Here is a 24520-nt window from a genome sequence, read left to right as displayed (position 1 = left end):
TCAGCGCAGCTGCAGCGCCTCCAGGCAGCTGGCATCAAGTTCGCCGGTGGCCCAACCAACCCAGCGGCCCGCCAGCGGCATGGCCAGGCCCACGGGACGCCCACCGCATTGCAGGACCAGCCGTGGCGCCCTGCTCTGGGCGCTGAAATCGATGCGCCAGGCCGGGTGCCCCAGGAGGTTGCGCACGGCCACGAGGGAGACGTCGCTGACCGGGACGGCCACGCCGGTCGCCGTCGTTGGCGCGCCCTGCAGATAGCGAACTTCCGGCCAGGCGAACACCGATGCCCCGTGCGCGCGCAGGCTGGGCAGCGCGGCCAGCACTTCGCCGGGCACGCTTTCCCCATGCGTCTGATCCGGATCGACCACACCGGCCGCGGCCGCTGTAGCGGTCATGTTGGCCACCCGCTGCATGCTGGCACCGAGGTAGGCCATCCACGCCGTACTCGGCACGGCCACCAAGGCCAACAGCAGGGCTGCCCAGGCCACCGCCCCGGGACGGCGCAGGCCGACGCGCACGATCGTCCACAGCATCAGACCGGACCAGAACAACCACGACCAGGGCACATAGCGCGGTGCGGCCAGCTGCGTGGGGTAGTCGGCAAAGTAGGTCCAGCGGCTCAGTGCGACCAGCCCGCCCACGGCCAGGCCGAACCATGCCATTGCCAGCCCCACCGATTCCCCCGCCCCGGCGCGGTGGCCGCGCTGCCAGGTGCGCCAGGTCATGCCGAGCAACCCGGCCATCCCCGCAGCACCGATCAGCAGATGCGGCCAGCGCGAGGTCAGCACCGGTCCGAACTGCGCCTGATAGGCACTGGCCACGGCATGCACCACGCCGCGCACGGGCGCGAACGGCAACTGCTGTGCCGCTGCCGGATCCAGTGCCGGCCAAACCAGATAGATGAAGGGCGAGGCCAGCCAGCGCAGCAGCACGTCCAGCTGCGGCAACGGGGCCAGCGCCATCTGTGTCGGCATGCCGGTCCGCCCCATGCCCAGGTGCAGCCCGACCGCCACGAGCAGGCCGGCGATCCAGGGCACCCAGTGCGACAACGGCGCACGCCGCACCACCAGCACCGCCGCCAGCCCCACGAACACGGCCACGCCGCTGCCGAAGGAGAACGTCGCCGCCACGCCGCATACGGCGGCCGCGACCGCGCCGCGGCGATCGCCACGCAGCAGCAGGGCGACGCCCGCCATCAGCGCCACGGTGATCAGGTACGCGTGGACCGATTCGTTGGCATGGGTGAGCGCGCGCTGGCTGCCCAGCCAGAAGACCGACAGCGCTGCGACCAGGGTGGCGGCGGCGCGCACCGGCGGCGCCAAGGCATCGGCCCTGATGATCCGGGCGAGCAGCCCTACCGTGGCCAATGCCAACGCAACGCCGGTACCGATCTGCAGCCATTGATTGCCGTGCAGCCACTCCAACTCGGCGTAGCGCACCAGGTTCGGCAGGATTTCGCGGTGGCCATTGTCCGACACCAGCACGTTGCCCGGCCACGGCATCTCCAGCAGCTTCTGGGTGAAGCGCCACGGATCGGCGTACAACACGCGCGGTGAGAGCCACAGCATCGCGGCCACACCCACCGCGACGATGCCCACCACCGCGCACCACAACGCACGGATCAGCGCGGGTGACACCGGCGTGGCGTGCGGGTGGGAAGCAGACAGGGGGGCAGATTCCTGCGGCGCATTGCGCATGACGGTGTCATCCATGGAAGAACACGCACGCTCAGCGCGCGGGGACGGTGAAGGCCTGTTCCTGCCACTGCTCCACGCTGCCGTCCTTGCCGTGCAGCGTCATGCCGAGCCAATGACGGCCGGGCGCGAGGTGGTCGGTCTTCAGCGTGGCATCGAAGGCCACGTTCGGGTGCTGCGGATCGGTGGAGATCTTCCACGCGCCGGTGATGTCGTAGGGCCGACCGTAGACCGCATCGCCCACCGGCCGGCCATCGATCAGCAGCTCGACACGCTCGATGCCCACGCCATCCTTGAAGGCCCAGCCACGCACCTGGAGGGGGTTGCCCGCCGCGGCGCCGGGCTGTGGCGTATCCAGCCAGGCCATCGCCGGCGTAACGCACGGCCCCTCGACCCGCTCGGCCGGCAGCTTGAACAGCAGGAAGCGCTGGAAACCATGATCGTTGCTGACCACACGCGGCGGCGGCAGCGGGCCCACCTGTTCGCAGACCGCGTGGTAGCGCGCCAGCAGATCGCGATAGCGCTGGTCGCTGGGCGAGAGCACCAGCAGCATCGGCGCGTCGCGCTGGCCATCGTGCAGCAGCCCCCACAGCCCCAGCTGCGCAGTGCGGCCGTGCTTGTCGTTCAACGGGTGGGGCAGCACCTCGATAGAGGCGTCGCGCAACTGGAAGCCCAGTTCCGCCCCCACCTTGAAGTTGCCGGCCAGCACGCGCGTGCCGGGCGGCATGCGTTTCAGCTCGTCGCGCACGGCGCCTGCCAACGGTTCCCAGCCGGCGAAGTTGCGCGGGTAATACTTGTAGCCGGCCAACTGCTCACGCACGCTCGGGATGGAGACCGTCAGGTAATAGCCGAAGGCCAGCGCCAGCCCGGCACCGGCCAACCACCAGCCGGTACGGCGCAGCCAGCGCGGCCAGCCGTTGAGTACCACCGGCACCGCGATCAGCAGCGCCAGATAGCCCGGCAGCGGCCAGTGGAAACTGATGCGCTCCACATCGGTGAAGAAGCCCAGGCCGAAGATGGACAGCGTCGACACCGCGCCGATCAGGCCGAAGTAACGCCATTGCGCGCGTGCGCCACCACCGGAGCGGGTGCCCGCCAGGGCCACCTTCCACATCGCGATGCACAGGATCGGGGTGACCAGCATCGGCTGGATCACCAGGAACCACAGCCCGCTCCATTCGAACGCCCACGGGTGGCGCTCGACCACCTGGAATTTCAGGCCCGCATCATGGTTGTCGGCATTCCACGACAGCAGCGGCAGCCACGCCAGCACGCCCACCGCCAAGGCCACCCAGACGCGCGGATCGCGCAGCATGCGCCGGCCCTGCGGCAGCACCAGCAACGCGATGAAACCGACCACGATCACGCCGATGAAGCGGTAATGGCTGAGTGCACCGATGGCCAGGCCGGCGGCCAGCTTCACCGCCGCCGCGGCATCGACACTGCGCAGCAGGCGCGCGCCGGCATCCAGGCACAGCACCGCGGCCAACGCCATCGGCACATCCGGGACGGCCAGCATGCCCAGCGTGGCCGACAGCGGCATCAACAACGTGAGGCTGCCCGCCTGCCAACCGGCCACCGCACCGAACCAGCGCGTGGCGATGCGTGAGACCAGCCATGGCAGCCACGCACCGATCGCCAGGAACGGCAGGCGCAGTGCAAGCACATGATTGCCGCCCACTTCCACGCCCAGGCGTGCCAGCCAAGCGGTCAGGCCAGGCAGGTCCGAATAGGCCGCCGCCAGATGCTGACCTTCCTGCCAGTAAAAAGCTTCGTCCACGAACAAGGGCAGACGTGCGGCCACCACCAGCTTGACGGCGGTGACCAGCGTCCACAACAACAGGAATATGGTGCGTGCGCGTTGTTCGCCCTGCATTGCTCTATAGAATCAGTGGAATCATCGAATCGAGACGGACATGGATCATTCGCCCCCCGTGCCAGCCATGCTAACCGATGTACTGCGACAGTCCCTTCGCGCCGCCCAGGATCAGGTCAACGGGCTGGTGCTGGGCAAGGCGCAGGAGGTGCGGCTGGCGTTCGTGGCGCTGCTCTCCGGCGGCCATCTGCTGATCGAGGACCTGCCCGGGCTGGGCAAGACCACCCTCGCCCATGCCATGGCCTCCAGCCTCGGACTGGGCTTCCAGCGGGTGCAGTTCACCTCTGACCTGCTGCCGGCCGATGTGCTTGGCGTCTCGGTGTATGACGCCGGCAGCCGCCAGTTCCAGTTCCACCCGGGCCCGGTGTTCACGCATGTGTTGCTGGCCGACGAGATCAACCGTGCGCCGCCGCGTACCCAGAGTGCGCTGCTGGAAGCGATGGCCGAGCAGCAGGTCACCCTGGATGGCGTGACCCATCCACTCCCGAATCCGTTCTTCGTCATCGCCACCCAGAACCCGGTCGACCTCTCCGGCACGTTCCCGCTGCCGGACTCGCAGCTGGATCGTTTCCTGCTGCGGTTGGCCCTGGGCTACCCCAATCCGGAATCGGAACGCGAGCTGCTGCGCGGCACCGATCGCCGCCATCTGATCGCGCAGGCCACCGCGCGCCTTAGCGAGGTGGACGTGCGCACGCTGCGCGAGGCGGTTGGTCAGGTGCATGCCAGCGAGGCGTTGATCACCTATGTGCAGGCCCTGCTCGCCCGCAGCCGCCAGCACGCCGGGGTGCGCGTGGGCCTGTCGCCGCGTGCCGGGCTGGCATTGCTGCGCGCCGCCAAGGCGCATGCGCTGCTGCTCGGCCGCGCGCATGTGGTGCCCGAAGACGTGCAGACCCTGTTCGTGGCAGTGGCCGGGCATCGCCTGGTGCCCGAGGCCGAAGCCGGCAACGGGCCGGCACTGGCCCGCGCCATCCTCCAGACCGTGCAGGTCGACTGAGATGCGCCGCGGCTGGGGAGCCCGCTGGCAGCAACTGCAACATCTGGCGCGACCGCGCCGCCCCGAGCACCTGCCGTGCCGGTTCGACCGGCGCCGCATCTATGTGCTGCCGACGCGGTTCGGGCTGTTCGTCGCCGCGCTGCTGTCGGCGATGCTGCTCGGCGCGCTGAACTACAACAACAATCCTGCGCTGCTGCTGGCCTTGTTGCTGGCGACCGTCAGCATCGCCAGTGCGATCAGCGCGCACCTGCAGCTGTCCGGATTGCAGGTGGATGCGGTCTCCGCCGAGCCGGTCACCGCGGGCGCGCCGTTGCGGCTGCGCATCAGTCTGTCGCGCGCCGATACCCGCGCCCGGCGCGGCCTGCAGGTGGAGCACGAGGGCGTGGCCGCGTTCGGGCACCTGATCGACAGCGACCAGATCGAAGTGGATCTCGCGCTGCCCACGCACCGGCGCGGCTGGTTCGACCTGGCCCGCATCCGCATCGCCACCACGCAACCGCTCGGCCTGGTGCGCGCGTGGTCGTGGGTCTGGCCGGAAACCCCGTTGCTGGTCTATGCGGCACCGGAAACGCACGCACCCTCCCTGCCGGAAAGCGGCGGCGACCCACTGCATACCCGCGTGCATGCCAGTGGCGAGGAGCTGCATCAGCTGCGCCCGTATCGCGCTGGCGATCCGATGCGCAGCATCGCGTGGAAACACTCCGCGCGACGCGACACCCTGTTGGTGCGCGAGTACGAAAAGCCGGTCGGGCTGGAGATCGTGCTGGACTGGTGGCACCTGGCACCGCTGGGCACCGAAGCACGGATCGCACGCATGGCGCGCTGGATCGACCTGGCCGAACGCGAAGGCCGCCGCTACACGCTCAAGCTGCCGGGCCAACCGGTGCTCGGGCCTGGCAACGGCAGTGCCCATCACCACCTGTGCCAGCGCGCACTGGCGCTGTTGCCCCATGACTGACCGGCCCGTGTCCCTGCTCAGTTCCGGTGCGCGCTACTGGACGCTGGCCAGCGCGGCGCTGGGCCTGTTGCCGCTGCTGCTGCAGCTGCCCACCGTGCTGGCCGCCGTCATCGCCGGTGTCGCACTGCTGACCGCGCTGGCCTCGCGGCAGCGGCTGCTGCCAAGCGCCCTGCGCCTGTTGCTGGTGCTCGCCATGCTGGCCGCCATTTACTGGCAGATGGGTCCACGGCCTGGCCGCGACACCGGCTGCGCGCTGCTGGCAGCAATGCTCGCGCTGAAATCCAGCGAGCTGCGCAGCCTGCGCGATGCCCGCAGCCTGGTCGGCTTCGGGCTGTTCGGCCCGTTCGCGGCGTTCCTGCTCGACCAAGGCCCGTTGACGATGACGCTGGCCGTGCTGGCCGGCCTGGTCGCACTGCTCGCCCTGCAACGCCTGGCACACCTGGAGGGACAGGCACCGCCAGCGCCCCTCAAACGCCAGTTGCGCGGCATCGGCCGGTTGGTGCTGCTCGGCCTGCCGCTGGCCCTGGCCGGTTTCTGGCTGTTCCCGCGGTTGAGCGAACCGCTCTGGGGCATCCCGGATCGCGCGGTGGGCAAACCCGGCCTGTCCGACACGATGGAGCCCGGGGAGTGGCTGGACCTGATGGCCGATGACACCCCGGCGCTTCGCGTGCAGTTCTTCGGCGCGATCCCCGCGCCACAGCAACGTTACTGGCGCGGGCCGGTACTGACCCATTTCGATGGCAAGCGCTGGGAGCAGAACCGGCGGCAGATCGAGCGTGCGCCGGCCGCCGTGACCCACGCCAGCACGCAGTGGGACTACCAGATCGATTACGAGCCGACCGATCGCCGCCAGTTGGTCGCGCTGGATCTTCCGCTGCAGGCACCGCCCGGCAGCGACCTGGATGCCAACCACAGCCTGCGCAGCCACGCGGCGTTGAACGCACTGACCCGTTGGCGGCTGACCTCCGCACCGGCGGTGGCCTATACCGAAGCGCTGACGCCTGACGCGCGGCGCCTTGCGCTGCAGTTGCCCGACGGCTTGAATCCGCGCACGGCAGCGCTGGCCCGGCAGTGGCGACAGGACGCCGGCAGCAACGATGCCGCGATCGTGCAGCGCGCGCTGGACTGGGTGCGCGCGCGTTTCGTCTACACCCTGGACACGCCCGAGCCCGGTCGCGATGGCGCGGACGAATTCCTGTTCGATCAGCAGGCCGGCTTCTGCCAGCACTTCAGCTCCTCGTTCGTCGTATTGATGCGCAATGCAGGCATCCCGGCGCGGGTGGTGACCGGCTTCGCGGGCGGCATCCGCAACCCATATGGCGACTACTGGGTGCTGCGCCGGATGGACGCACATGCCTGGGCCGAAGTGTGGCTGCCGGGCCGCGGCTGGGTGCGGGTCGATCCGACCGCCGCCGTTGCGCCGGAGCGCGTTTACGACACGCTTGAGGACCGGCTGGGGGCCGGCGCTGCCGGCGCCACGCTGGACAGCCGATGGCTGCAGATCGGGCAGATGGGCGACTGGCTGCGCCGGGGCTGGAACGACCTGGTCCTGTCCTTCGATGCCAACCGTCAGCAGCAGCTTCTTAAACCGTTTGGTTTCGAGCGGCTGGATCCGAGCCAGCTGGTGGGAATTTTCATCGTCTTCGCACTGGCCGCGCTAGGCTGGATGGCATGGCTGCTGGCCCGGGGCGAACGCGAGCGCGACCCGCTGTTGCGGGCTTGGCATCGGCTGGGACGCCGGTACGCACGCTATGGGCTGTCCCGTGCCAGCGCCGAACCCGCTGACGAGTGGGCGCGTCGGGTGGACCGGCAGCGGCCCGATCCTGCGCTGCTGTCGCTCAGCGCGCGTTTCGTCCAGGCGCGCTACGCTGGCGCTGACGTCGACCTCACTTCATTATTGCGCGACCTGCGCAGGCATCGCCCGACCTCCGGAGCATCCCCATGAAGATTCAAATCCTGCTTCCCCTTGCTGCCTCTCTGGCACTGGCTGCCTGCGCCACCGCGCCCAAGCCGTTGCAGGGGCAGTTCAGTATGGTCAGCCCGCGCGACGCGGTTCCCACCCAGCAGGTGGGCACCCCGGTACGTTGGGGTGGTCGCATCATCGAAACCAATCCGGGCCAGGGCCAGACCTGCTTCCAGATGATTTCGCGCCCGCTCAACGGCAGTGGCCGCCCGAGCACCACCTCGGCCGACGCCAGTGACGGCCGCTTCATCGCCTGCCGTGCCGGCTTCTACGATCCGGCGGTGTTCGAGCCGGGCCGCGATGTGACCTTCATCGGCAAGATCGGCGGCTACGAGAACACCCGCATCGGCGAGTACGACTATCGCCTGCCGAAACTGGACGCCGACGTCATCTACCTGTGGCCGGAACAGCGCCAGGTGGATGTGGTGCCCGCCTACCCCTACGGCCCGTGGGGCCCGGGCTGGGGTCCGGGCTGGGGCTACCGTGGCTGGGGCTGGTGGTAACACGCTGACGCAGAAACGCCGCCCTCGGGCGGCGTTTTTGTTTGCGCGCGGCCGGCTCAGCCGTTTGCCGTGCCGAAGTGGCCCAGCGGGGCACCGGCCAGCAGGTGCAGGTGGATATGGAACACGGTCTGCCCGGCATGCTCGCGGCAGTTCATGACGATGCGGTAGCCGTCCTGCGCGAAACCTTCGCGGCGCGCGTAGTCCGCGGCGGCCATCGCCAGCTTGCCGATCAGGTGTGCCTGCTCCGGGCGCACGTCATCCAGGGTCGGGATCGCCTCGTGCTTGGGAATGAACAACACGTGCACCGGCGCCTGTGGGGCGATGTCCTTGAAGCCGAGCACGTCCTCGTCTTCGTAGACGATGGTGGCCGGAATTTCGCGGCGGATGATCTTGCCGAACAGGGTGTCGTGGCTCATGAGGGCACCTCGTGGAACAGGGCCCTGGAGAGTAGCGCGGATGCGCCCCCGGTTTCGATCATTGCCGCGCGGTGCGCCGCGTCATTCCTGCACTTCAGTACGCGTGCCGAACGCGTGCGACAGCGTGCCGCGATCCACGTATTCCAGTTCGCCCCCCAGCGGGAGACCCTGCGCGAGGCGGCTGGGCCGCACCTTGTAGCTGCGCGCCATCTGCGCCAGGTAATGCGCGGTCGCTTCGCCTTCCACGGTGGCACTGGTGGCGATGATCAACTCGTTGACCTCGCCTTGCTTCAGGCGCGCCTCCAGCTGATCCAGGCCCAGCTCGCGCGGACCGATGCCATCCAGCGGCGACAACCGCCCCTGCAGCACGAAGTACACTCCACGGAACCCGGTGGCCGTTTCGATCGCCAGGCGATCGGCCGGTGATTCCACCGCGCACAGCTGCTGGCGCTCGCGGCTGCCGTTGGCGCAGACCGCACAGATCTCGGTCTCGCTGAAATCCCGGCACTGTTCGCAATGCCCGATCCGCTCGATCGCCTTGGCCAGCACCTCGGCCAGCTTCTGGCCGCCCTCGCGCTCGCGCTCCAGCACGTGGTACGCCATGCGCTGGGCGGTCTTCTGGCCCACGCCCGGCAACACGCGGAAGGCCTCGATCAATTGTTCGAGCAGGGGCAGGCTCATGGCGGATCGCTCATCTCAAAAACAAGCGCGCGAAGCCCGAAGGCTTCGCGGCGCGGTCACCACGGTCGCGCCAGGCAGACACCCGGCGCAGGCGGTGGGTCAGAACGGCAGCTTCATGCCCGGGGGCAGCTGCATGCCGGCGGTCGCCGAACCCATGCGGTTCTTCGACTCGGCGTCGATCTTGTTGGAGGCATCGTTGAACGCGGCGGCCACCAGATCTTCGGTCATTTCCGCATCGGACAGCACCGACGGATCGATGCGCACCTTGCGGCATTCCTTGGTGCCGGTCAGGGTCACGCTGACCATGCCGCCGCCGGCGCTGCCGGTCACTTCCAGCTTGGCGAGGTCTTCCTGGGCCTTCTGCAGGTTCTCCTGCATCTTCTGGGCCTGCTGCATCAGTTGGGCGATATTGCCGCGCATGGGTCTTTACTCTTCAAAAGGACGAATGGAATCGGCGACGACCCGGGCACCGTGTTGCTGGACCAGCAACTGCACCGAAGGATCGGCCATGAAAGCGGCTTCCGCCGCCGTTTGGCGTTCGCCACGCTGACGGTCAGCGCGCTGATGCAGGGTCTCGGCACCGGCTGCACCGGTATCGATCACCAGGCGCGGGGCCTGCCCCAAGGGGCCGGTCAACGCCGCGATCAGCGCCGCCTGCGAGCGGTCCGAACTCAAGTACTCAAATCCGGGCGAAATCGCCAGTTTCAAGACGCCGTGCTGGTAGCTGATGAACGCCGAGTGCGCGGCCAGCTGTTTGGACGGGCCATTGAGCTGGCTGCCAGCCACCAGTTCCAGCCAGGCATCGGCGGTCAGGTCGCCCTGTGGCTCCGAGGGCGCGGTATCCGGCGCCGAGGGGGCGATGGCGATGCCCTCCGGGCGGGACACCGGGGCGGGAGCTTCCCGTGCAGGCGCGGGAGCAGCCGGTGCCACGGTCCGCTCGGCCGGCGCTTCCCACGGGGCGACCATGGCCGCATCCGGGGTGGCCATTTCAGCAGCCAGCGCTTCGTCGCGATCGGCGACATCGCTTTCACGGTGCCACGGCGGCAGATCGTCGTCGGCCGCGGGGGCTGAGACGCTTGGTTTGGACGGTTTGACCGGCTCGACGGCTGCCGGGGCCGGGACAGGTTGTTTCGGCGCCGGCGGTGCGGGCTCAGGCGCCGCAGAGACGGGAGCAACCACGGGCGCCACCGGGGCCGGCTGAGCGACGGGGGCGCTCGCCTTGGCCGGCGCCACGACCGATGCAGAAGCCGCGCTCGCTGCCGCAGCGGCCATGCCGGTGCCCTGGCCGCTGGCCTGGCCACCACTGTTCACCTCGGTCCCGGTGCCCGGATCGCGGGGCACCGGCGGTACGGCGGCGGCCGGACGGAACGCCAGCATGCGCAGCACGGCCATCTCGAACCCGGCGCGCGGGCTCGGGGCCAGGTGCAGGTCACGACGGCCGCCCAGGGCCATCTGATACCAGAGCTGGACCACTTCCGGGCGCAGCCGCTGGGCGAAGGCCTCGGCATCGATCCCCTCGCCCGCCGTCGCGGCGCCCGGCACCAGCTGCTGCACCTGGATCCGGTGCAGGGCTTCGGCCAGGGCATCGAGCACCCCGCTCCAGTCCGGCGAGAACTCGGCCAGCAGGGCCACGGTCTGCAGCAGGCGCGGACCATCGCCATCGGCGAGCGCATCCAGCATCGCGGCGACCTGGGTGCGGTCGACCGTACCCAGCATCGCGCGCACCACGTCCTCGCGCAGCGCGCCGCCGGCATAGGCGATCGCCTGATCCAGCAGCGACAGGCCGTCACGCAGGCTGCCATCGGCCGCCTTGGCCAACTGCACGATGGCGGTCGGGTCGGACTCGATCTCCTCGGCCGCCAGGATCTTGGTCATCTGGCCCTGGATCTGGTCCTCGTCCAACCGCTTCAGGTTGAACTGCAGGCAGCGCGAGAGCACCGTCACCGGCAGCTTCTGCGGATCGGTGGTGGCCAGCAGGAACTTCACATGCTCCGGCGGCTCTTCCAGCGTTTTGAGCAGCGCATTGAACGCCGCCTTGGACAGCATGTGCACTTCGTCGATCAGGTAGACCTTGTACTTGCCCCGGGAGGGCATGTACTGGGCGTTCTCGATCACCTCGCGGACATCATCCACACCGGTATTGGACGCAGCATCGATCTCGAGCAGATCGATGTAGCGGCCGGAGTCGATATCCAGGCAGGCCGGACACTGACCGCACGGATCGGCGCTGGTGCCCTGCTCGCAGTTCAGCGACTTGGCAAAAATACGGGCAATGGTGGTCTTGCCGACCCCGCGGGTGCCGGTAAACAGGAACGCATGGTGCACCCGGCCGCTGTCCAGCGCATTGCTGAGCGCACGGACCACGTGTTCCTGGCCCACCAGCTCGGCAAAACGCTTCGGACGCCACTTGCGGGCAAGGACGAGATAGGACATCAGGCCACCGTCTTCATCGGGACGACCATTGTGCCACGCCTGTCCAGCCCCCCTGCCCCCTGTGACGAACCGCTTGTGCGATTCCGATTCCCCCGCTAGAATCTGCGCCCCTGCAGCGGGTTATTGCAGCAGGTCCGGAGAGGTGTCCGAGCGGTTGAAGGAGCACGCCTGGAAAGTGTGTAAGCGTCTAAACCGCGCTTCGGGGGTTCGAATCCCCCTCTCTCCGCCAGACAAATGCAAAAGGCCGCCCCTCGGGGCGGCCTTTTGCATTTCTCACGTTCGTCATTCATCCGGCTCCGATAGCAGCGCGCGAAACCATGGAGAGGGGGATGAGAACCCCCGACCGGGGGTTCGACGGATTCGCCAGGAGCGAATCCGGACAGCCGAACGGCTGGCCCTGGAGCGCGCAAGCGCGGAAGGGCTGGGTGCATGGATGCAGCCAGCAATCCCGATGAAGCGGCCACCCTGCATCCGAAGCCTCTGCGTCGCCACCGCTAACGGTAGAGCCGACCGCTGGTCGGCTGCTCTTTGCGCAGCCAACCCATGCCAAAGTCCCCCCATGCCCACCCTGCGCCCCTACACCCCAACCGACGCCCCCGCCTGCCTGGCACTGTTCGACACCAACGTGCCGCGTTACTTCGCCCCACACGAACGCCACGACTTCGCCACTTACCTGCTCCACCCACACCGCGCCCACGACTATCTGGTCATCGACCACAACGGCCACCTTGTCGCCTGCGGCGGCCTCGCCCTCGACAACGAACACACCGCGGCCTTCTGCTGGGGCATGGTCGACCGCACCCGTCATCGCCAAGGCTTGGGCGCGCAGCTCTCCCACGCGCGGCTGGCCCACGCAAGAACACTCGGCGCCCAGCGAATCACGCTCAGCACCAGCCAGCACACGCAGGCGTTCTACGCCGGCCTCGGCTTCGTCGTCACCCACATCACCCCCGATGGGCATGGCCCCGGGCTGGATGCGGTGGAGATGGCACTCGAACTGGCGCCACGTTGAGCGGCGCCAGTGATTGGAGTGCGTCAGGGTTACGTCAGCCACGCATGGCGTGGCTCTACCCCCGAGCGCGCAGCGTGCATTTTAACGCCTCAGCTGCTGCTCAACTTCATCAACACCAACCCGCTCACGATCAACACCGCTGCGGCAATCCGCATCGCGCTGACCTGCTCGCCGAGGAAGGTAATGCCGATCACGAACGCGCCGACCGCGCCGATGCCGGTCCAGATCGTGTACGCGGTGCCCAGCGGCAACGTGCGCATTGCCAATGACAGCAGCCAGAAGCTGGCGATCATGGTGACGAGGGTGATGATCGAGGGGGTGAGCTTGCTGAACCCCTCGGACTGCTTCATCGAGAACGCCCAGACGATTTCCAGTACACCCGCTGCCAACAGATAGATCCAGGCCATGCGGCCCTCCTTGATGGGGGCCAGGCCGTCCTGGTCAGTGATTCCCGAAATGGGGGAGGCCGTTCCTCCTGTGCCGCGCATTTTAGCAACCCGCCCGCACATTGGCCGCTCCGTGTCACGGCGGGCTACACGGGATTCAGCCTCCGCGTCTGGCACTGCGTGCCACGCATGCGCTAGAATGCGCGACTGCACTGCCGGGCCTGTTCCTGCGGTGCACTTTCCGCCTGCGGCCGGCTGATCCCTGATCGCCCTGCAGCCGGAACGTCTCTATGGTGGCCCCGTCGGCCCCTCGCGACGCTAGGTCGAAAATCCCGCCAGGGCCGGAAGGCAGCAACGGTATCGATCGACGCGGGCGCCGAGGTCAGCCGGCGGGGCCGCCACCTTTTTGGGCCCCCTGTTTTCCTTCGCGATGCTGCCGCTCAAGGCGCCGCGGGCGTGCCCTGATGAAACACCACCCGCCATGCCTCGCCGTGCAGCCGCCACAGCGAGCTGCGCAGCACCTCACGTTGGCGCACCCCTTCGATCACATACCAGCTGCGGTAGCGCACCTGCGCCAGCGTCGGGGCCAGCAGAGCGACGTCATAATCGCTCGACACGATCTCCACCTGCGCGCGCTCACGCGGAATCTCGGCCAACGCAGCAGCACGGTCGAAACAGGTGCCCGAGCTGCCGATCTCGCGAAAGTCATCATCCAACAGCGCCGCCAACTGCGCGACATCACCGCGAACCGCCGGCGCATGCAACGCGCGTTCGAGCGCCTGCAGCTGGGCGGCCAGCGCGTCGTCCATGCTCAGGGCGGATCCTGGGCCAGCACATGCATCGCGGTCGGGGTGGCCAGCGCCACACGCTCACCGGGCAGGGCCACACGGTGGCCACGCTGGCGCAGCGCCTCGCCGTCCGTCTCGCTGGCGTAGTGATAGAGCATCATCCGCGCCTGCAGCTCGAGCGTGTACTCACGCTCCAGGTCGTCCACACCGGTGTGCGAGGGATTGCCGTGCAGGCCGCAGTCGTGGGCGATCAGTTCGTTGTCGTCGGCGTAGCGCGCCAGCATTTCCGGAATCGGGCGGGTATCACCACTCCAGGTGACCGCACCCTTCAGGCGCAGGCCATAGGCGGTTTCCGGCCAGTGATGACGCACCGGGAAGACTTCCAGACGCACGCCGTCATGCCAGAACGCATCGCCGACCACGATCAGCTGGAACGCATCCCAGAAGTTCGCACCGCCCTCGGCCAGCACGTTCGGGTAATCGGCCACGCGCTTGTGCAGCAGCGGCACGACCGTCGCCGGCACGTAGAGGCGGATGCGCCCACGACGCTGCGGCGAGAAATACGCATCGACGAACAGGCGTTCGAAACCGGCGACATGATCCAGGTGCACATGGGTGACGAACAGTGCCTGCGGCACATGCCCGTAGTGCGCCTGGAAGGCGGTCAGCCCTTCCCCGCCGCAATCGATGGTGAGCCACGGGCGGCCATCGCGCTCGATCACCGCCATCGGCGAACCCAGCTGCACGGCCGACGCATTGCCGACCCCCATGAAACGCAATGCCCAGTCCATCAGTAACCCCGGTTCCAGGCCAGGTCGTAGGCGCGGCGCAGCCGTGCGTAGTCCTTCTCGACATCCTCATGGCTGCGCTCACCGCGCAGCTTGATCAGCGAGCGCAGCAGCCGCTTGAGATTGCGTTCGCGCCAGCGGGTGGCGGGAATGCGCAGCACGCCGCGATCGAAATCGATCAGCCACCCGTGGCCGTTGGCGTCGAACAGAATGTTGTGGGCGTTGAGATCGGCATGGTCCAGCCCGGCGCGATGGAAGCGCGCGATCAGCCGGCCGGTCTCTTCCCAGGGAGCGCCGCGCCCGGCGACCAGCGCCCGATCGGCCAGCGAGCGCACGCCCTCCAGCCGCTCCATCAGGATCGCCGCTTTGTAGCGCAGGCCTTCGCGCATGTAGAACGCGGCGATCGGCCGCGGCACCGGCAGCTTCTGCGCGTGCAGAACGCGCATCAGCCGGAATTCGGCAAAACTTCGGGTGCGGTTGGCGCCGCGCCAGAGGTAGTGGTCCCGGCTGAGCTTGGCCGCCAGGCCGCCGCGCAGGTACTGGCGCAGCACGGCATGACCGAAGGGGGCATCGACGAACCAGGCGCCGCCGCGACCGCCATCGGCGACCGGTCGTGCCCGCTCGCCCCAGTGGGCCGGCGCGAACAGGCTCATCTCGGCTTGCCGCAAGGCTTCGCGGTCGAACAGAATGGCACCGATACCGCGTCCATCGCGGCAGGGCGTCAGCGCTTCAGTGGCGTCGAATGCGACCATTCCTTCGAGTCTAACAACACCATGGCACCAACGTCCTCTTCCTTGTGTCTTTTGCGTTTGTCCGCGCTGGGGGACGTGACCCATGTGGTGCCGCTGGTGCGCACCCTGCAGCAGGCCGATCCCGGCGTGTCGCTGCACTGGATCATCGACAAGGCCGGCCACAAGCTGCTCGATGGGCTGCCGGGCGTGACGTTCCACAGCTACGACAAGAAGACCGGCCTGGCCGGCATGCGCGCCCTGCGCGAGAGCCTCCCTGCGGGGCGTTTCGATGCGCTGCTGCAGATGCAGGTCGCCTTCCGCGCCAACGTGCTGTCTGCCTTCGTGCCGGCCAAGCGCCGCATCGGCTACGACAGATCGCGCTCCAAGGACCTTCACGGGCTGTTTATCAATGAGCGCATCCCCGACCGCCCGGGCATCCACGTGCTCGACGCGATCGGCAGCTTCTGCGAGCCACTGGGGCTGAAACAGACCGAGGTCAGCTGGGATCTGGCCGTGCCGCCGGCGGCGTTCGAGTGGGCCAATGCCCAGTGGGCCGACGACGGCCGCCCGGTGCTGATGATTTCGCCCTGCTCCAGCCACGTGCGCCGCAACTGGTATGCCGACCGCTATGCGGCCGTCGCCAACCACGCCACCGCGCGCGGCTGGCGGGTGGTGCTGTGCGGTGGGCGTAGCGATCTGGAGCGCGGCATGGCCGATGCCATCCAGGCGCAGCTGACCACCCCGGCGCTGGATCTGGTCGGCAAGGACACGCTGAAGCAGCTGCCGGCGCTGCTGGCGCGCGCCGCGCTGGTGATGACGCCCGATTCGGGCCCGATGCATATCGCCAACGCGATGGGCACCAAGGTGCTGGGCCTGCACGCGGCCAGCAACCCGCACCGCAGCGGCCCCTACTCCGACCGGCGCTACTGCGTGGACCGCTACGACGACGCCGCGCGCAGATTCCTGGGCAAGCCGGCCAGCGAACTGAAGTGGGGCGCGAAGGTCGAGTTCGACGACGTGATGCAGCTGATCACGGTCGAGGACGGCATTGCCGCCTTCGAGCGCTATGTGGCCGATTACGCCCCGCGCGGCGCGTAATCCTTGTACGACTTCTCTTCCACGTAGAGCGAGCCCAGCGCCAGGTTGATGTCCTTCTTGATGCGGGCACGCTCATCGTTCTGCTGGTAGACGCTGCGGGCCAGCTCGACGAAATGGTCGTCGAAGGCCTGGGCTTTGTCTTGGAGGCGGATGTTGTCTTCGATGTCCCACAGGCGCTCGTTGACGGCCTTGAGTTCGGCACGCAGGCGGGCGATGTCCTTGACCCCGGCCGGGTGCGCCATCCAAGTCTTTTCCAGCGCGCTCAGCTCGGTGCGGATGTTGGCCAGCTTGGCCTCGTCGCTGATGCGCTCGGACTTGATCTGCAGGATCGAGATCTTGTCGAGCAGTTCACCGAAGGACACGGGGACGAGGATTTCAGCGGTCATGGTGGGGATCCGTTACGTGAGGCGGGCAGTTTAGCGGAGCGCATGTTGGAGGGGTGTGGGGCGTGGGTGCGGCCCCTCGGGTAGAGCCACGCCGTGCGTGGCTGCGCGGTGATCGGGTAGAGCCACGCCATGCGTGGCTGCGCGGTGATCGGGTAGAGCCACGCCCAGCGTGGCGGGGCGGTGATAGGGGGGGACACCCCCCAGGGGTGGGGGAACACACCAGAAGTGCCTCCCGATCACCGCGCAGCCACGCATGGCGTGGCTCTACCCGATCACCGCGCAGCCACGCATGGCGTGGCTCTACCGCGATGACGTCGCGTGGCCTGCGGGGTGGCCGCTTCATTGCCGGGATTGCTGGGCCCATCCATGGGCCCAGCCCTTCCGCGCTTGCGCGCTCCAGGGCCAGACGTTCGTCTGTCCGGATCTGCTCCTGCAGATCCGTCGAACCCCCGTCGGGGGTTCTCGTCCGCCCATCAGGCCAGATAAAAAGAAAAGGGCCGCCCAATGGGCAGCCCTTTTCTTTTTATCTGGCGGAGAGGGGGGGATTCGAACCCCCGAGGCGCTATAAACGCCTGCCTGATTTCGAGTCAGGTACATTCAACCGCTCTGCCACCTCTCCAGATGGTCCCGGCGAACCGGGACGCGAATGATACGGGCAGGACGCGCTGACGACAAGTCATTCCGCACCGGCGAAGTGAATTTCTTCTGTATGGATGCCTTGCCGGATGTCCGGCGGGCCGCGATCATGCCGTTATCCCTCGCAATCCTCACCGGCACACGCCTTCATGATCGAATTCGGACACCTGACCCACCCCGGCCTGCGCCGCGACCTCAATGAGGATACGTATTACGGGGATGGCGAACTGGCGCTGTGGCTGGTCGCCGATGGCATGGGCGGGCACGCCTGCGGTGAGGTGGCCAGTGCGCTGGCGCGCGAGACCATCGTGCGCGAGATCCGCCGCGGGGCAACGCTGGCGCATGCGATCCGGATCGCCGATGAGGAAATCATCCGCACCTCGCGCCGCCGCAACGACAGCCTGCCGATGGGCACCACCGTGGTGGCGGCCCGTGTGCAGGGCAATCGGTATGAGGTGGCGTGGGTCGGCGACAGCCGCGCGTACCTGTGGCGCGACGGCAAGCTGGCCCAGTTGAGCCAGGATCACAGCGTGGTCCAGGAACTGGTCGCGCAGGGCAATCTGACCGCCGAGCAGGCGCGTGCACATCCGCATCGCAATGTGGTGACCCAGGCGCTGGGGGTGACCGATCCGGCGCACCTGAGTGTGGCGACCACCACCGGCGAGCTGCGCCCGGGCATGCAGCTGCTGCTGTGCAGTGACGGGCTGACCGAAGAGGTCGAGGACAAGGGCATCGCCCGCACCCTCGCCTTCGACGATGCCAGTGCGCAGGAATGCGTGGATACCCTGGTCGCCGCCGCGCTGGATGGCGGCGGCTCGGACAACATCACCGTGATCCTGGTGCGGTGCCATTGAGGCAGGCATCCCGACCAACGGTCGGGATCTACCGGGGGCGGGCCGTCAGGCGCTGACCGCTTCCACCGCTTCAGGCTCACCATCCCAGATCGCGCGGCCGGCCTTCTTGCGCAGCTTGGCCAGGCGCGCTTCGTGCGCTTCCCGCTCCGAGGCCGTGGCGACCACGCGCGGGCGTGGCAGCAGGCGCGAGGTGTCGAAGGTCTGCGCGTGGGCGCTGCCGGTTTTCTGGTCATCGGCCGAGCCGAAGCCGATTTCTTCCTGGCCCGAGGTCAGCGCGATGTACACATCGCCCAGGATCTGCGCATCGAGCAGGCCGCCGTGCAGCTGGCGGTGGGCATTGTCCACGCCCAGGCGACGGCACAGTGCATCCAGCGAATTGCGCTGGCCCGGGAAGCGCTCGCGCGCCATCTTCAGCGTATCGATCACCGTGCAGCGGTCGGTGATCTTGCCGTAGTGGTCGCCCAGCAGCGACAGCTCGTTGTCCAGGAAGCCCAGATCGAACGCCGCGTTGTGGATGATCAGCTCGGCGCCATCGATGTAGGCCAGGAAGTCGTCGACGACCTGGGCGAAGTCCGGCTTGTCGGCCAGGAACTCCAGGGTCAGGCCCGTGACTTCCTGCGCGCCCTGTTCGAACTCGCAGTCCGGCTTGAGGTACTGGTGGTAGTTGTTGCCACTGGGGCGGCGCTCGAGCAGTTCCACACAGCCGATTTCGACGATGCGATTGCCCTTCCGCCATTCCAGGCCGGTGGTTTCGGTATCAAGGATGATCTGACGCATGGGCTCAGTGTACCGGGCCGGCGGCGCGGATCCGGATCGCGGCGTCGCGCGCCAGCTGATCCACGCGCTCGTTGTCCGGGTCGCCGGAATGGCCCTTCACCCAGCGCCAGTCGATGGTGTGCTTCAGCGTGGCCGCATGCAGGCGCTCCCACAGTTCCCGGTTCTTGACCGGCGAGCCGCCGGCGGTCTTCCAGTTCTTGCGGATCCAACCGGGCATCCACTCGGTCAGGCCCTGGCGCACGTACTGCGAATCGGTGAACAGCACGATGTTGCACGGCTCGGTGAGGGCTTCCAGCCCCGAGATGGCCGCCATCAGCTCCATGCGGTTGTTGGTGGTATGCGCTTCACCACCGCTCAGTTCGCGCTCGTGCGCGTTGTAGCGCAGCAATGCCGCCCAGCCGCCAGGGCCGGGATTGCCGAGGCAGGAACCGTCGGTGTGGATTTCTATCGTCTTCATTCCATTCCAGATCAGGTGGCCACGGTGCCGTGCCAGCGTGGCGCAGCCACCGGCGTCGGTCCCGGCAAGGCCAGAGTGCGTTTTTCAGCGGTGAACAGACAGGCGGCCCGCAGCGGGGCCAGATCGCGCCGCGCCGGCGAGCGGTCGCGCCACATCGGGCCGAGGTACTGCAGGTCTTCGCAGCTCAGGCCAGCCTGCGCGAGGGTGTGGCGCAGCCGCTGTGGGCTGCGCACGACCAGCCCGTGATGGCGCCACTGCCGGCGGTACGGGCTGAACGGGTTGAGGGTGGAAAGCCACAGGCGGCCGCCCGGCATCAGTACACGGGCGCAGTCGGCGATCAACGCCTCGGCGTCCCGCGCGGTGACATGCTGCAGGACGATCGCATTGACGCTCTCATCCGGCAGCGGCAACGGCAGCCCGCAGTGCACATCCCCGGCGTAAGCCGCGCCGTCCCGGTACAGGCGCAGGCCGCGGCCGGGCAGATCCACGCACCCGAGCCAGCCAGGCGTCGGCGCCACCCACAACCAGGGGTTCACCGGGCGCTCGGCCAGCAGGCTGCGCAACCGCTCCGATTCCAACCGGCACAACGCTTGTGCCGGTTCAGTATCAAACCAGGATGCGACTGTCGCTTGACGGGGGCTCGGTGCGGGGGGCATGGTCCAATTCTATGCGACTGACCGCCCTACCCGCGTTTGCGGACAATTACATCTGGGCACTGGTCGCCGACGACGGCCGCGCCGTGGTCATCGACCCCGGCCAGGCCGACCCCGTCCTGGCCGCCGCAGCGCAGCAGGGATGGGTCCCGCACAGCATTCTGCTGACCCACCACCACAACGACCACATCGGCGGCGTGGCCGAGCTGCAGGCCCGGTTTCCCGCGGTGGAGGTCTACGCACCGGTGGAACCGCGCATCGCGGTCCCTGCCCACCGGGTGGCTGAAGGTGAATGCGTTCAGGCATTGGGGCTGGGGTTCCACGTAGTATCCGTGCCCGGGCACACCCGGAGCCATATCGCGTTTCACACCGCTGAACACCTTTTCAGTGGCGATGCGTTGTTCAGCCTGGGCTGTGGGCGCATGTTCGAAGGTACGCCTCCCCAGCTTCTGGCATCCCTGCGGAAGCTGGCGTCCCTGCCAGCGCAACTGATGGTCTGTTGCGCCCACGAGTACACCCTGTCCAATGCCGTCTTCGCGCGGCATGTAGACCCCACCAACGCTGCGTTGTCGCAGCGCCATGAGGAGGCCTTGGCCATGCGCCGCGATGACCTGCCCACGCTGCCGGTTTCACTGGCAAGCGAGCTGGAATGCAATCCGTTCCTGCGTACGAACACCCCCGCCATCCAGGCGGCCGTCAGCGCCCATCTTGGGCGTCCCGTAACCGATGAAGTCGATGTTGTCGCAGGGCTGCGACACTGGAAAGACGGATTTCGAACATGAGTCGGCGATTGTTGCCGCTCGCGCTTGGCCTGGCGATCGCCGTGGCCGGCAGCGCGGGCGCCCAGTCGTTGACCGCCGGCATGTCCCAGAACGTGGCCGGCCTGTCCTCCCTCCCCCTGACCGCTGCGGCGCTGCCGCCGGCCTCGGTGCGCAACGGGCAGGACATCTTCGCCAGCTTCCGCGATGGTCTGGCCGAACCCACCTGCAACGCCGAGGCGACCAGCCCGCGTTGGCAGAAGCAGTTCGCGCATGCCCCCTCGCGGTTGGCCAACCAGGATGACGATGCGCTGGTGCTGTTCGGCTACGTGGTCGAAGAGCTGCGCAAGTCCGACCTGCCCACCGAATTCGCGCTGATTCCCTTCGTGGAAAGTGGCTACCGGCCCAACGCCCGCAACGGCGGCGGCCCGGCCGGCCTGTGGCAGTTCATCGCCACCACCGCCAAGAACCACCGCGTGCAGATGACCCCGGGCTACGACGGTCGCCTCTCGGCCGTGGATTCCACCCAGGCCGCGGTGCGTTACCTCAAGACCCTGCACGGCATGTTCGGCGGCGACTGGCGCTTGGCGACGATGGCCTACAACGCCGGTGAGTACCGGGTGCTGCAGTCGCTGCGCAAGGCCGGCATGAACGCGCAGAACGCGCGGCCGGCCGAGTTGCCGGGGCTGTCGCCGGTCACCTATGCCTATGTCGAGAAGCTGCATGCGCTGGCCTGCGTCCTGGAAGACGCGGAAACCGAGCCGGCGGTGATGGCCTCACTGGATCGCACCGTGCCCGTGCTGAAGGGCCACACCCTGCCGGCCGGCACCAGCGTCCAGCAGTGGGCCCAGCAGCGCGATCTGGATCCGGCGCGGATCGCCCGCCTCAACCCGGCCCTGGCCAGCGGCAAAGGCCGCCCGTCCGGCCAGGTGACGGTGCTGGCTCCGACCGCGCATGCACCGGTGGACGCCAGCGCCAGCGTGGCCGCCATTGCGATGGCCCCCAGCGCACCGGTGGACACCCCGGCGGCGCGCACGACGCCTGCGCCGGCAGCCACCCGCACGGTAGCCAGCGCGGATCGTCCGCGCAGCCGCCGGCACACCGTGCGCGACGGCGAGTCGCCCTGGACCATCGCCCGCCGGTACGGGATGCCGCTGAAGGCCCTGCTGTCGCTCAATGGGCTCAGCGGGAGCAGTGTGCTGAAGCCCGGTGCGGTGCTGCGCGTCGAAGACTGAGTGCGCGGATCCCATTGCGGGTAACGACACTGCCCGGTTCTGCCGGGCGGTGTCGTTCAACAAAAAGCCCGGCATTGCCGGGCTTTTTGCTGTCCAGCAGAAGCCGACCCGGTTACAGGTTGGCTTCTTCGGTCTGCACCTTGAAGTGCTTGCGCATGGCGTCGACGTAGGCCTTGGCGGCGGCCATGCCGTCGATCTGGCTCAGCTGCTCCTTGAGCTGCTGCTGCTGGGCGGCATCCACTTCGGCCACGTTGCCCGGGGTGACCTTGGTCACCGCGTAGATCACGTAGCGGCCCTGCACGGCAACCTTGCCGTAGCTCGGCTTGCCTTCGGCCGGCAGCGGCGCGCTGAACACGGCGCGGTTGATCTCCGGGGTCGGCACCGGCTGGGTACGCGGCAGGCCCGGCAGCGGGCTGATCTGCAGCTTGTCGCTGGTCGCCAGCGCCTGCAGGGTCTGCCCGGCCTTCAGCTTGGCCAGCACGGCGTCCACGGCCTTCTCCGAGGCCTGTCGGGTGCGGTCGGCATGGATCGCGGCGATCACCTGCTCACGGGCCTTGGCCAGCGGCAGCGCCTGCTCCGGGCTGTGCTCGGTCACGCGGATCATCACGTTGTGGTTCGGGCCCAGCTCGATCGGGTCGCTCACCGTGCCGTCCTGGGTCAGGATGTCGGAGAACGCCGCGCGCAGCACGGCCGGGTTGGCGGCGATGCCACTGGCGGTGGTGCGGGTGAACGGACCGATGGTCTGCACCGGCAGGCTCATGTCCTTGGCCGGGCCTTCCAGCGAGGTCGGGTTCTTGTAGACCAGATCCACCAGACGGCCGCTCAGCTCGGTGAACACGCGGTCGGTGTCGGCCTTGAGCTGCTCGGCGGCCAGCTGGTCACGGACCTCGTCGAACGAACGGCCTTCGCCACCCTTGGTCTCACGCAGCTTGAGCACGTGGAAACCGAAATCGGTCTTGACCGGACCGGTGACCTCGCCCGCCTTCATGGCGAACAGGGCATCTTCGAACGGCTTCACCATCGCGCCGCGTTCCACCCAGCCCAGGTCGCCGCCGGTGTCCTTGGAGCCCGGATCTTCGGAGTTGGCCTTGGCCAGTGCGGCGAAATCGGCGCCCGGTGCCTTCGCTTCCGCGGCCAGGCGCGTGGCCTTTTCTTCGGCGGCCTTGAGCTTGGCCGGATCGCTGCCGTCGGCGCTGATCAGGATGTGCGAGGCCAGACGCTGTTCCGGCGTCGCGAAGCGTGCCTTCTCATCTTCATAGCGCTTGCGCAGGGTGGCCTCGTCAGCTGCCGCCGGGGCCGGCAGGTTCGCGCCGTTGATCTCGACGTACTCCAGCGACACCGTCTCCGGCTGGCGGAAATCCTTGGTGTGGCTGTCGTACCACTGCTTGATCTGCGCGTCGGTCACTTCGGCGGTATCGGCCGGGGTTTCCGGCAGCGCGGCCAGTTCGACATCACGGGTTTCACCCAGCAGCTTCATCAGGCGCTCGGCTTCGCTCTGGGTGGTGAACCCGGAACGCTGCAGGGCCGACGGAATGATCGACTGCTGGATGCTCTCGCGCACCAGCGCTTCGAACTGCGTCGGGGTGCGCGGCGGATTGCCGCTGGCCAGCGCGATGCGGTAGTTGTCCTGGTTGAACTTGCCATCGGCACCGAGGAAGGCCGGGATCGAGGAAATGTACTCGCGTACCGCTCCATCACCGATCACGATGCCGGACTGTTCGCCGGCCAGGCGCACGACCTGCTCATCGATCATCTGATCGAGCACGGCCAGCTTGCTTTCGGTGCTTTCGAACTGGCGCGGATCGAAATCCTCGCCCTGTTCCTGGCGCGCCTGCTGGCGCGCCTGCTCGAAGCGCACGCGGAAATCATTGGAGCTGATCTCATGGTGCTGCCACAGGAACGAAACCGGCCACCACGACGGGGCGGACTTCCACCAGGTCGGCGGGGCGGCCACTTTGGCCACGTTCTGCGAGCCGACGCCACCGAGGTAGCTGGAGTCGATCACGAACAGGAACGGAATCATCAGCAGCCCCAGGATCACGGTAACGATCCAGCCCGAGGTCTTGTCGCGAAGTTTCTGCAGCATGGGAAAAATCAAGGCCTGATTGGCGAGCCCGGCAGTGTAACCCGCTTCGCGGCAGGCTCCAAAAGTGCCCGCGCCCGCCCCTGCGCGCGATCCTCCCGCTGCCGCACCTGCCGATCATGACGGACCAACGGCGTGTGCCGCACTGTCGATCGATCTGCTGGATGGAAAACAAAAAAAAAGCCCTTGGTTTTCACCAAGGGCTTTTCAAAGATTGGCGGAGCGGACGGGACTTGAACCCGCGACCTCCGGCGTGACAGGCCAGCATTCTAACCAGCTGAACTACCGCTCCGCACTTGAACTTTGCAGGCGCTCATTCTATCCGAAGATATTCAGATTGCCCACCCCGAAATACTGCTTTT

General features: G+C 67.9%; 24 protein-coding genes, 3 tRNA genes and 1 other RNA gene. 11 read left to right on the top strand and 17 right to left on the bottom strand.

The window, feature by feature from the left end; genetic code table 11:
- Both ABE422_RS15275 and ABE422_RS15270 read right to left on the bottom strand, forming a co-directional pair.
- Positions 1-1710: a hypothetical protein gene (locus ABE422_RS15275; RefSeq protein WP_346483257.1), complete on the bottom strand. Its 1710-nt coding sequence runs from the start codon at positions 1708-1710 to the stop codon at positions 1-3.
- A gap of 16 nt (positions 1711-1726) precedes the next feature.
- Positions 1727-3568: a glycosyltransferase family 39 protein gene (locus tag ABE422_RS15270; RefSeq protein WP_346483256.1), complete on the bottom strand. Its 1842-nt coding sequence runs from the start codon at positions 3566-3568 to the stop codon at positions 1727-1729.
- 40 nt (positions 3569-3608) lie between these two features.
- On the opposite strand from ABE422_RS15270, the gene ABE422_RS15265 reads away from it, so the two are divergent.
- The 4 genes from ABE422_RS15265 to ABE422_RS15250 are packed head-to-tail and all read left to right on the top strand — an operon-like array spanning position 3609 to position 7986.
- On the top strand, positions 3609-4562 hold the full coding sequence (locus tag ABE422_RS15265) for a MoxR family ATPase (RefSeq protein WP_346483255.1): 954 nt from the start codon (positions 3609-3611) through the stop codon (positions 4560-4562).
- Position 4563: 1 nt separating this feature from the next.
- Positions 4564-5520: a DUF58 domain-containing protein gene (locus ABE422_RS15260; RefSeq protein WP_313212235.1), complete on the top strand. Its 957-nt coding sequence runs from the start codon at positions 4564-4566 to the stop codon at positions 5518-5520.
- Positions 5513-7465: a DUF3488 and transglutaminase-like domain-containing protein gene (locus ABE422_RS15255; RefSeq protein WP_346483254.1), complete on the top strand. Its 1953-nt coding sequence runs from the start codon at positions 5513-5515 to the stop codon at positions 7463-7465. The genes ABE422_RS15260 and ABE422_RS15255 overlap by 8 nt, the downstream gene beginning before the upstream one ends.
- Positions 7462-7986 (top strand): Slp family lipoprotein, encoded by a 525-nt coding sequence (locus ABE422_RS15250; protein ID WP_019185338.1) that lies wholly within the window; start codon positions 7462-7464, stop codon positions 7984-7986. The genes ABE422_RS15255 and ABE422_RS15250 overlap by 4 nt, the downstream gene beginning before the upstream one ends.
- A gap of 56 nt (positions 7987-8042) precedes the next feature.
- On the opposite strand, the gene ABE422_RS15245 is transcribed toward ABE422_RS15250, so the two are convergent.
- The 4 genes from ABE422_RS15245 to dnaX all read right to left on the bottom strand — a co-directional run bounded on the left by ABE422_RS15245 (position 8043) and on the right by dnaX (position 11516).
- A complete protein-coding gene (locus ABE422_RS15245) occupies positions 8043-8402 on the bottom strand; it encodes a histidine triad nucleotide-binding protein (RefSeq protein ID WP_313212238.1) in 360 nt (119 codons plus the stop codon).
- An 81-nt stretch (positions 8403-8483) separates the two neighbouring features.
- Positions 8484-9083, bottom strand: a complete 600-nt coding sequence (gene recR, locus ABE422_RS15240) for a recombination mediator RecR (RefSeq protein WP_259261179.1) — start codon at positions 9081-9083, stop codon at positions 8484-8486.
- 99 nt (positions 9084-9182) lie between these two features.
- Complete coding sequence (locus tag ABE422_RS15235; protein ID WP_019185335.1) at positions 9183-9503, bottom strand: YbaB/EbfC family nucleoid-associated protein; 321 nt, start codon at positions 9501-9503, stop codon at positions 9183-9185.
- Between the two features lie 6 nt (positions 9504-9509).
- Positions 9510-11516, bottom strand: a complete 2007-nt coding sequence (gene dnaX, locus ABE422_RS15230; protein ID WP_346483253.1) for a DNA polymerase III subunit gamma/tau — start codon at positions 11514-11516, stop codon at positions 9510-9512.
- 136 nt (positions 11517-11652) lie between these two features.
- On the opposite strand from dnaX, the gene ABE422_RS15225 reads away from it, so the two are divergent.
- Both ABE422_RS15225 and ABE422_RS15220 read left to right on the top strand, forming a co-directional pair.
- A tRNA-Ser gene (locus ABE422_RS15225) sits at positions 11653-11745 on the top strand.
- Positions 11746-12075: 330 nt separating this feature from the next.
- Positions 12076-12528, top strand: a complete 453-nt coding sequence (locus ABE422_RS15220; RefSeq protein WP_346463613.1) for a GNAT family N-acetyltransferase — start codon at positions 12076-12078, stop codon at positions 12526-12528.
- Positions 12529-12617: 89 nt separating this feature from the next.
- Here the strand turns inward: ABE422_RS15220 and ABE422_RS15215 are convergent, their stop codons facing one another.
- Complete coding sequence (locus tag ABE422_RS15215; RefSeq protein ID WP_123728503.1) at positions 12618-12935, bottom strand: multidrug efflux SMR transporter; 318 nt, start codon at positions 12933-12935, stop codon at positions 12618-12620.
- Positions 12936-13213: 278 nt separating this feature from the next.
- On the opposite strand from ABE422_RS15215, the gene ffs reads away from it, so the two are divergent.
- An RNA gene (gene ffs / locus ABE422_RS15210) (signal recognition particle sRNA small type) lies at positions 13214-13310 on the top strand.
- A 44-nt stretch (positions 13311-13354) separates the two neighbouring features.
- Here ffs and ABE422_RS15205 read toward each other — a convergent pair.
- Genes ABE422_RS15205 through ABE422_RS15195 form a run of 3 tightly spaced genes read right to left on the bottom strand, consistent with a single transcriptional unit; the run spans position 13355 to position 15242 of the window.
- Positions 13355-13723, bottom strand: coding sequence for a nuclear transport factor 2 family protein (locus tag ABE422_RS15205; protein ID WP_346483252.1), 369 nt, complete (start codon positions 13721-13723; stop codon positions 13355-13357).
- Positions 13724-13725: 2 nt separating this feature from the next.
- Positions 13726-14493 carry an MBL fold metallo-hydrolase gene (locus tag ABE422_RS15200; RefSeq protein WP_346483251.1) on the bottom strand — a complete coding sequence of 256 codons (768 nt, stop codon included), beginning with the start codon at positions 14491-14493 and terminating at the stop codon, positions 13726-13728.
- Positions 14493-15242: a 3-deoxy-D-manno-octulosonic acid kinase gene (locus tag ABE422_RS15195; protein ID WP_346483250.1), complete on the bottom strand. Its 750-nt coding sequence runs from the start codon at positions 15240-15242 to the stop codon at positions 14493-14495. Before ABE422_RS15195 ends, ABE422_RS15200 begins: the two co-directional genes overlap by 1 nt.
- 21 nt (positions 15243-15263) lie before the next feature.
- Here ABE422_RS15195 and ABE422_RS15190 point away from each other — a divergent pair, with 21 nt between their 5' ends.
- Positions 15264-16319, top strand: a complete 1056-nt coding sequence (locus tag ABE422_RS15190; protein ID WP_313217368.1) for a glycosyltransferase family 9 protein — start codon at positions 15264-15266, stop codon at positions 16317-16319.
- Here the strand turns inward: ABE422_RS15190 and ABE422_RS15185 are convergent.
- Both ABE422_RS15185 and ABE422_RS15180 read right to left on the bottom strand, forming a co-directional pair.
- On the bottom strand, positions 16298-16705 hold the full coding sequence (locus tag ABE422_RS15185) for a DUF6165 family protein (RefSeq protein WP_019185792.1): 408 nt from the start codon (positions 16703-16705) through the stop codon (positions 16298-16300). The two genes, ABE422_RS15190 and ABE422_RS15185, sit on opposite strands and share 22 nt — an antisense overlap.
- A 528-nt stretch (positions 16706-17233) precedes the next feature.
- A tRNA-Ser gene (locus ABE422_RS15180) sits at positions 17234-17324 on the bottom strand.
- A 166-nt stretch (positions 17325-17490) separates the two neighbouring features.
- On the opposite strand from ABE422_RS15180, the gene ABE422_RS15175 reads away from it, so the two are divergent.
- Positions 17491-18195, top strand: a complete 705-nt coding sequence (locus ABE422_RS15175) for a protein phosphatase 2C domain-containing protein (RefSeq protein ID WP_346483249.1) — start codon at positions 17491-17493, stop codon at positions 18193-18195.
- 45 nt (positions 18196-18240) lie between these two features.
- Here ABE422_RS15175 and dnaQ read toward each other — a convergent pair whose 3' ends face one another.
- From dnaQ to ABE422_RS15160, 3 genes are read right to left on the bottom strand one after another with little or no spacing between them, the layout of a single operon-like run.
- Positions 18241-18972: a DNA polymerase III subunit epsilon gene (gene dnaQ, locus ABE422_RS15170; protein WP_313212247.1), complete on the bottom strand. Its 732-nt coding sequence runs from the start codon at positions 18970-18972 to the stop codon at positions 18241-18243.
- A 4-nt stretch (positions 18973-18976) separates the two neighbouring features.
- Positions 18977-19429, bottom strand: a complete 453-nt coding sequence (gene rnhA, locus ABE422_RS15165) for a ribonuclease HI (protein WP_121042991.1) — start codon at positions 19427-19429, stop codon at positions 18977-18979.
- An 11-nt stretch (positions 19430-19440) separates the two neighbouring features.
- A complete protein-coding gene (locus tag ABE422_RS15160; protein WP_313212249.1) occupies positions 19441-20085 on the bottom strand; it encodes a methyltransferase domain-containing protein in 645 nt (214 codons plus the stop codon).
- 11 nt (positions 20086-20096) lie between these two features.
- Between ABE422_RS15160 and gloB the strand changes: the two genes are divergently transcribed.
- Together gloB and ABE422_RS15150 are read left to right on the top strand one after the other, a co-directional pair.
- Positions 20097-20864, top strand: a complete 768-nt coding sequence (gloB, locus tag ABE422_RS15155) for a hydroxyacylglutathione hydrolase (protein ID WP_313217366.1) — start codon at positions 20097-20099, stop codon at positions 20862-20864.
- A complete protein-coding gene (locus ABE422_RS15150; RefSeq protein ID WP_313217364.1) occupies positions 20861-22075 on the top strand; it encodes a transglycosylase SLT domain-containing protein in 1215 nt (404 codons plus the stop codon). Before gloB ends, ABE422_RS15150 begins: the two co-directional genes overlap by 4 nt.
- A 112-nt stretch (positions 22076-22187) precedes the next feature.
- On the opposite strand, the gene ABE422_RS15145 is transcribed toward ABE422_RS15150, so the two are convergent.
- Together ABE422_RS15145 and ABE422_RS15140 are read right to left on the bottom strand one after the other, a co-directional pair.
- Positions 22188-24161, bottom strand: coding sequence for a peptidyl-prolyl cis-trans isomerase (locus ABE422_RS15145; protein WP_313212252.1), 1974 nt, complete (start codon positions 24159-24161; stop codon positions 22188-22190).
- A gap of 212 nt (positions 24162-24373) precedes the next feature.
- A tRNA-Asp gene (locus ABE422_RS15140) sits at positions 24374-24450 on the bottom strand.
- Between the last annotated feature and the right edge of the window lie 70 nt (positions 24451-24520).

The organism is Stenotrophomonas sp. TWI1151, assembly GCF_039673135.1.
Taxonomy (GTDB): Bacteria; Pseudomonadota; Gammaproteobacteria; order Xanthomonadales; family Xanthomonadaceae; genus Stenotrophomonas.
The sequence above is the reverse complement of the archived record's forward strand: the minus strand, read 5'-3'. Positions and strand labels throughout refer to the sequence as shown.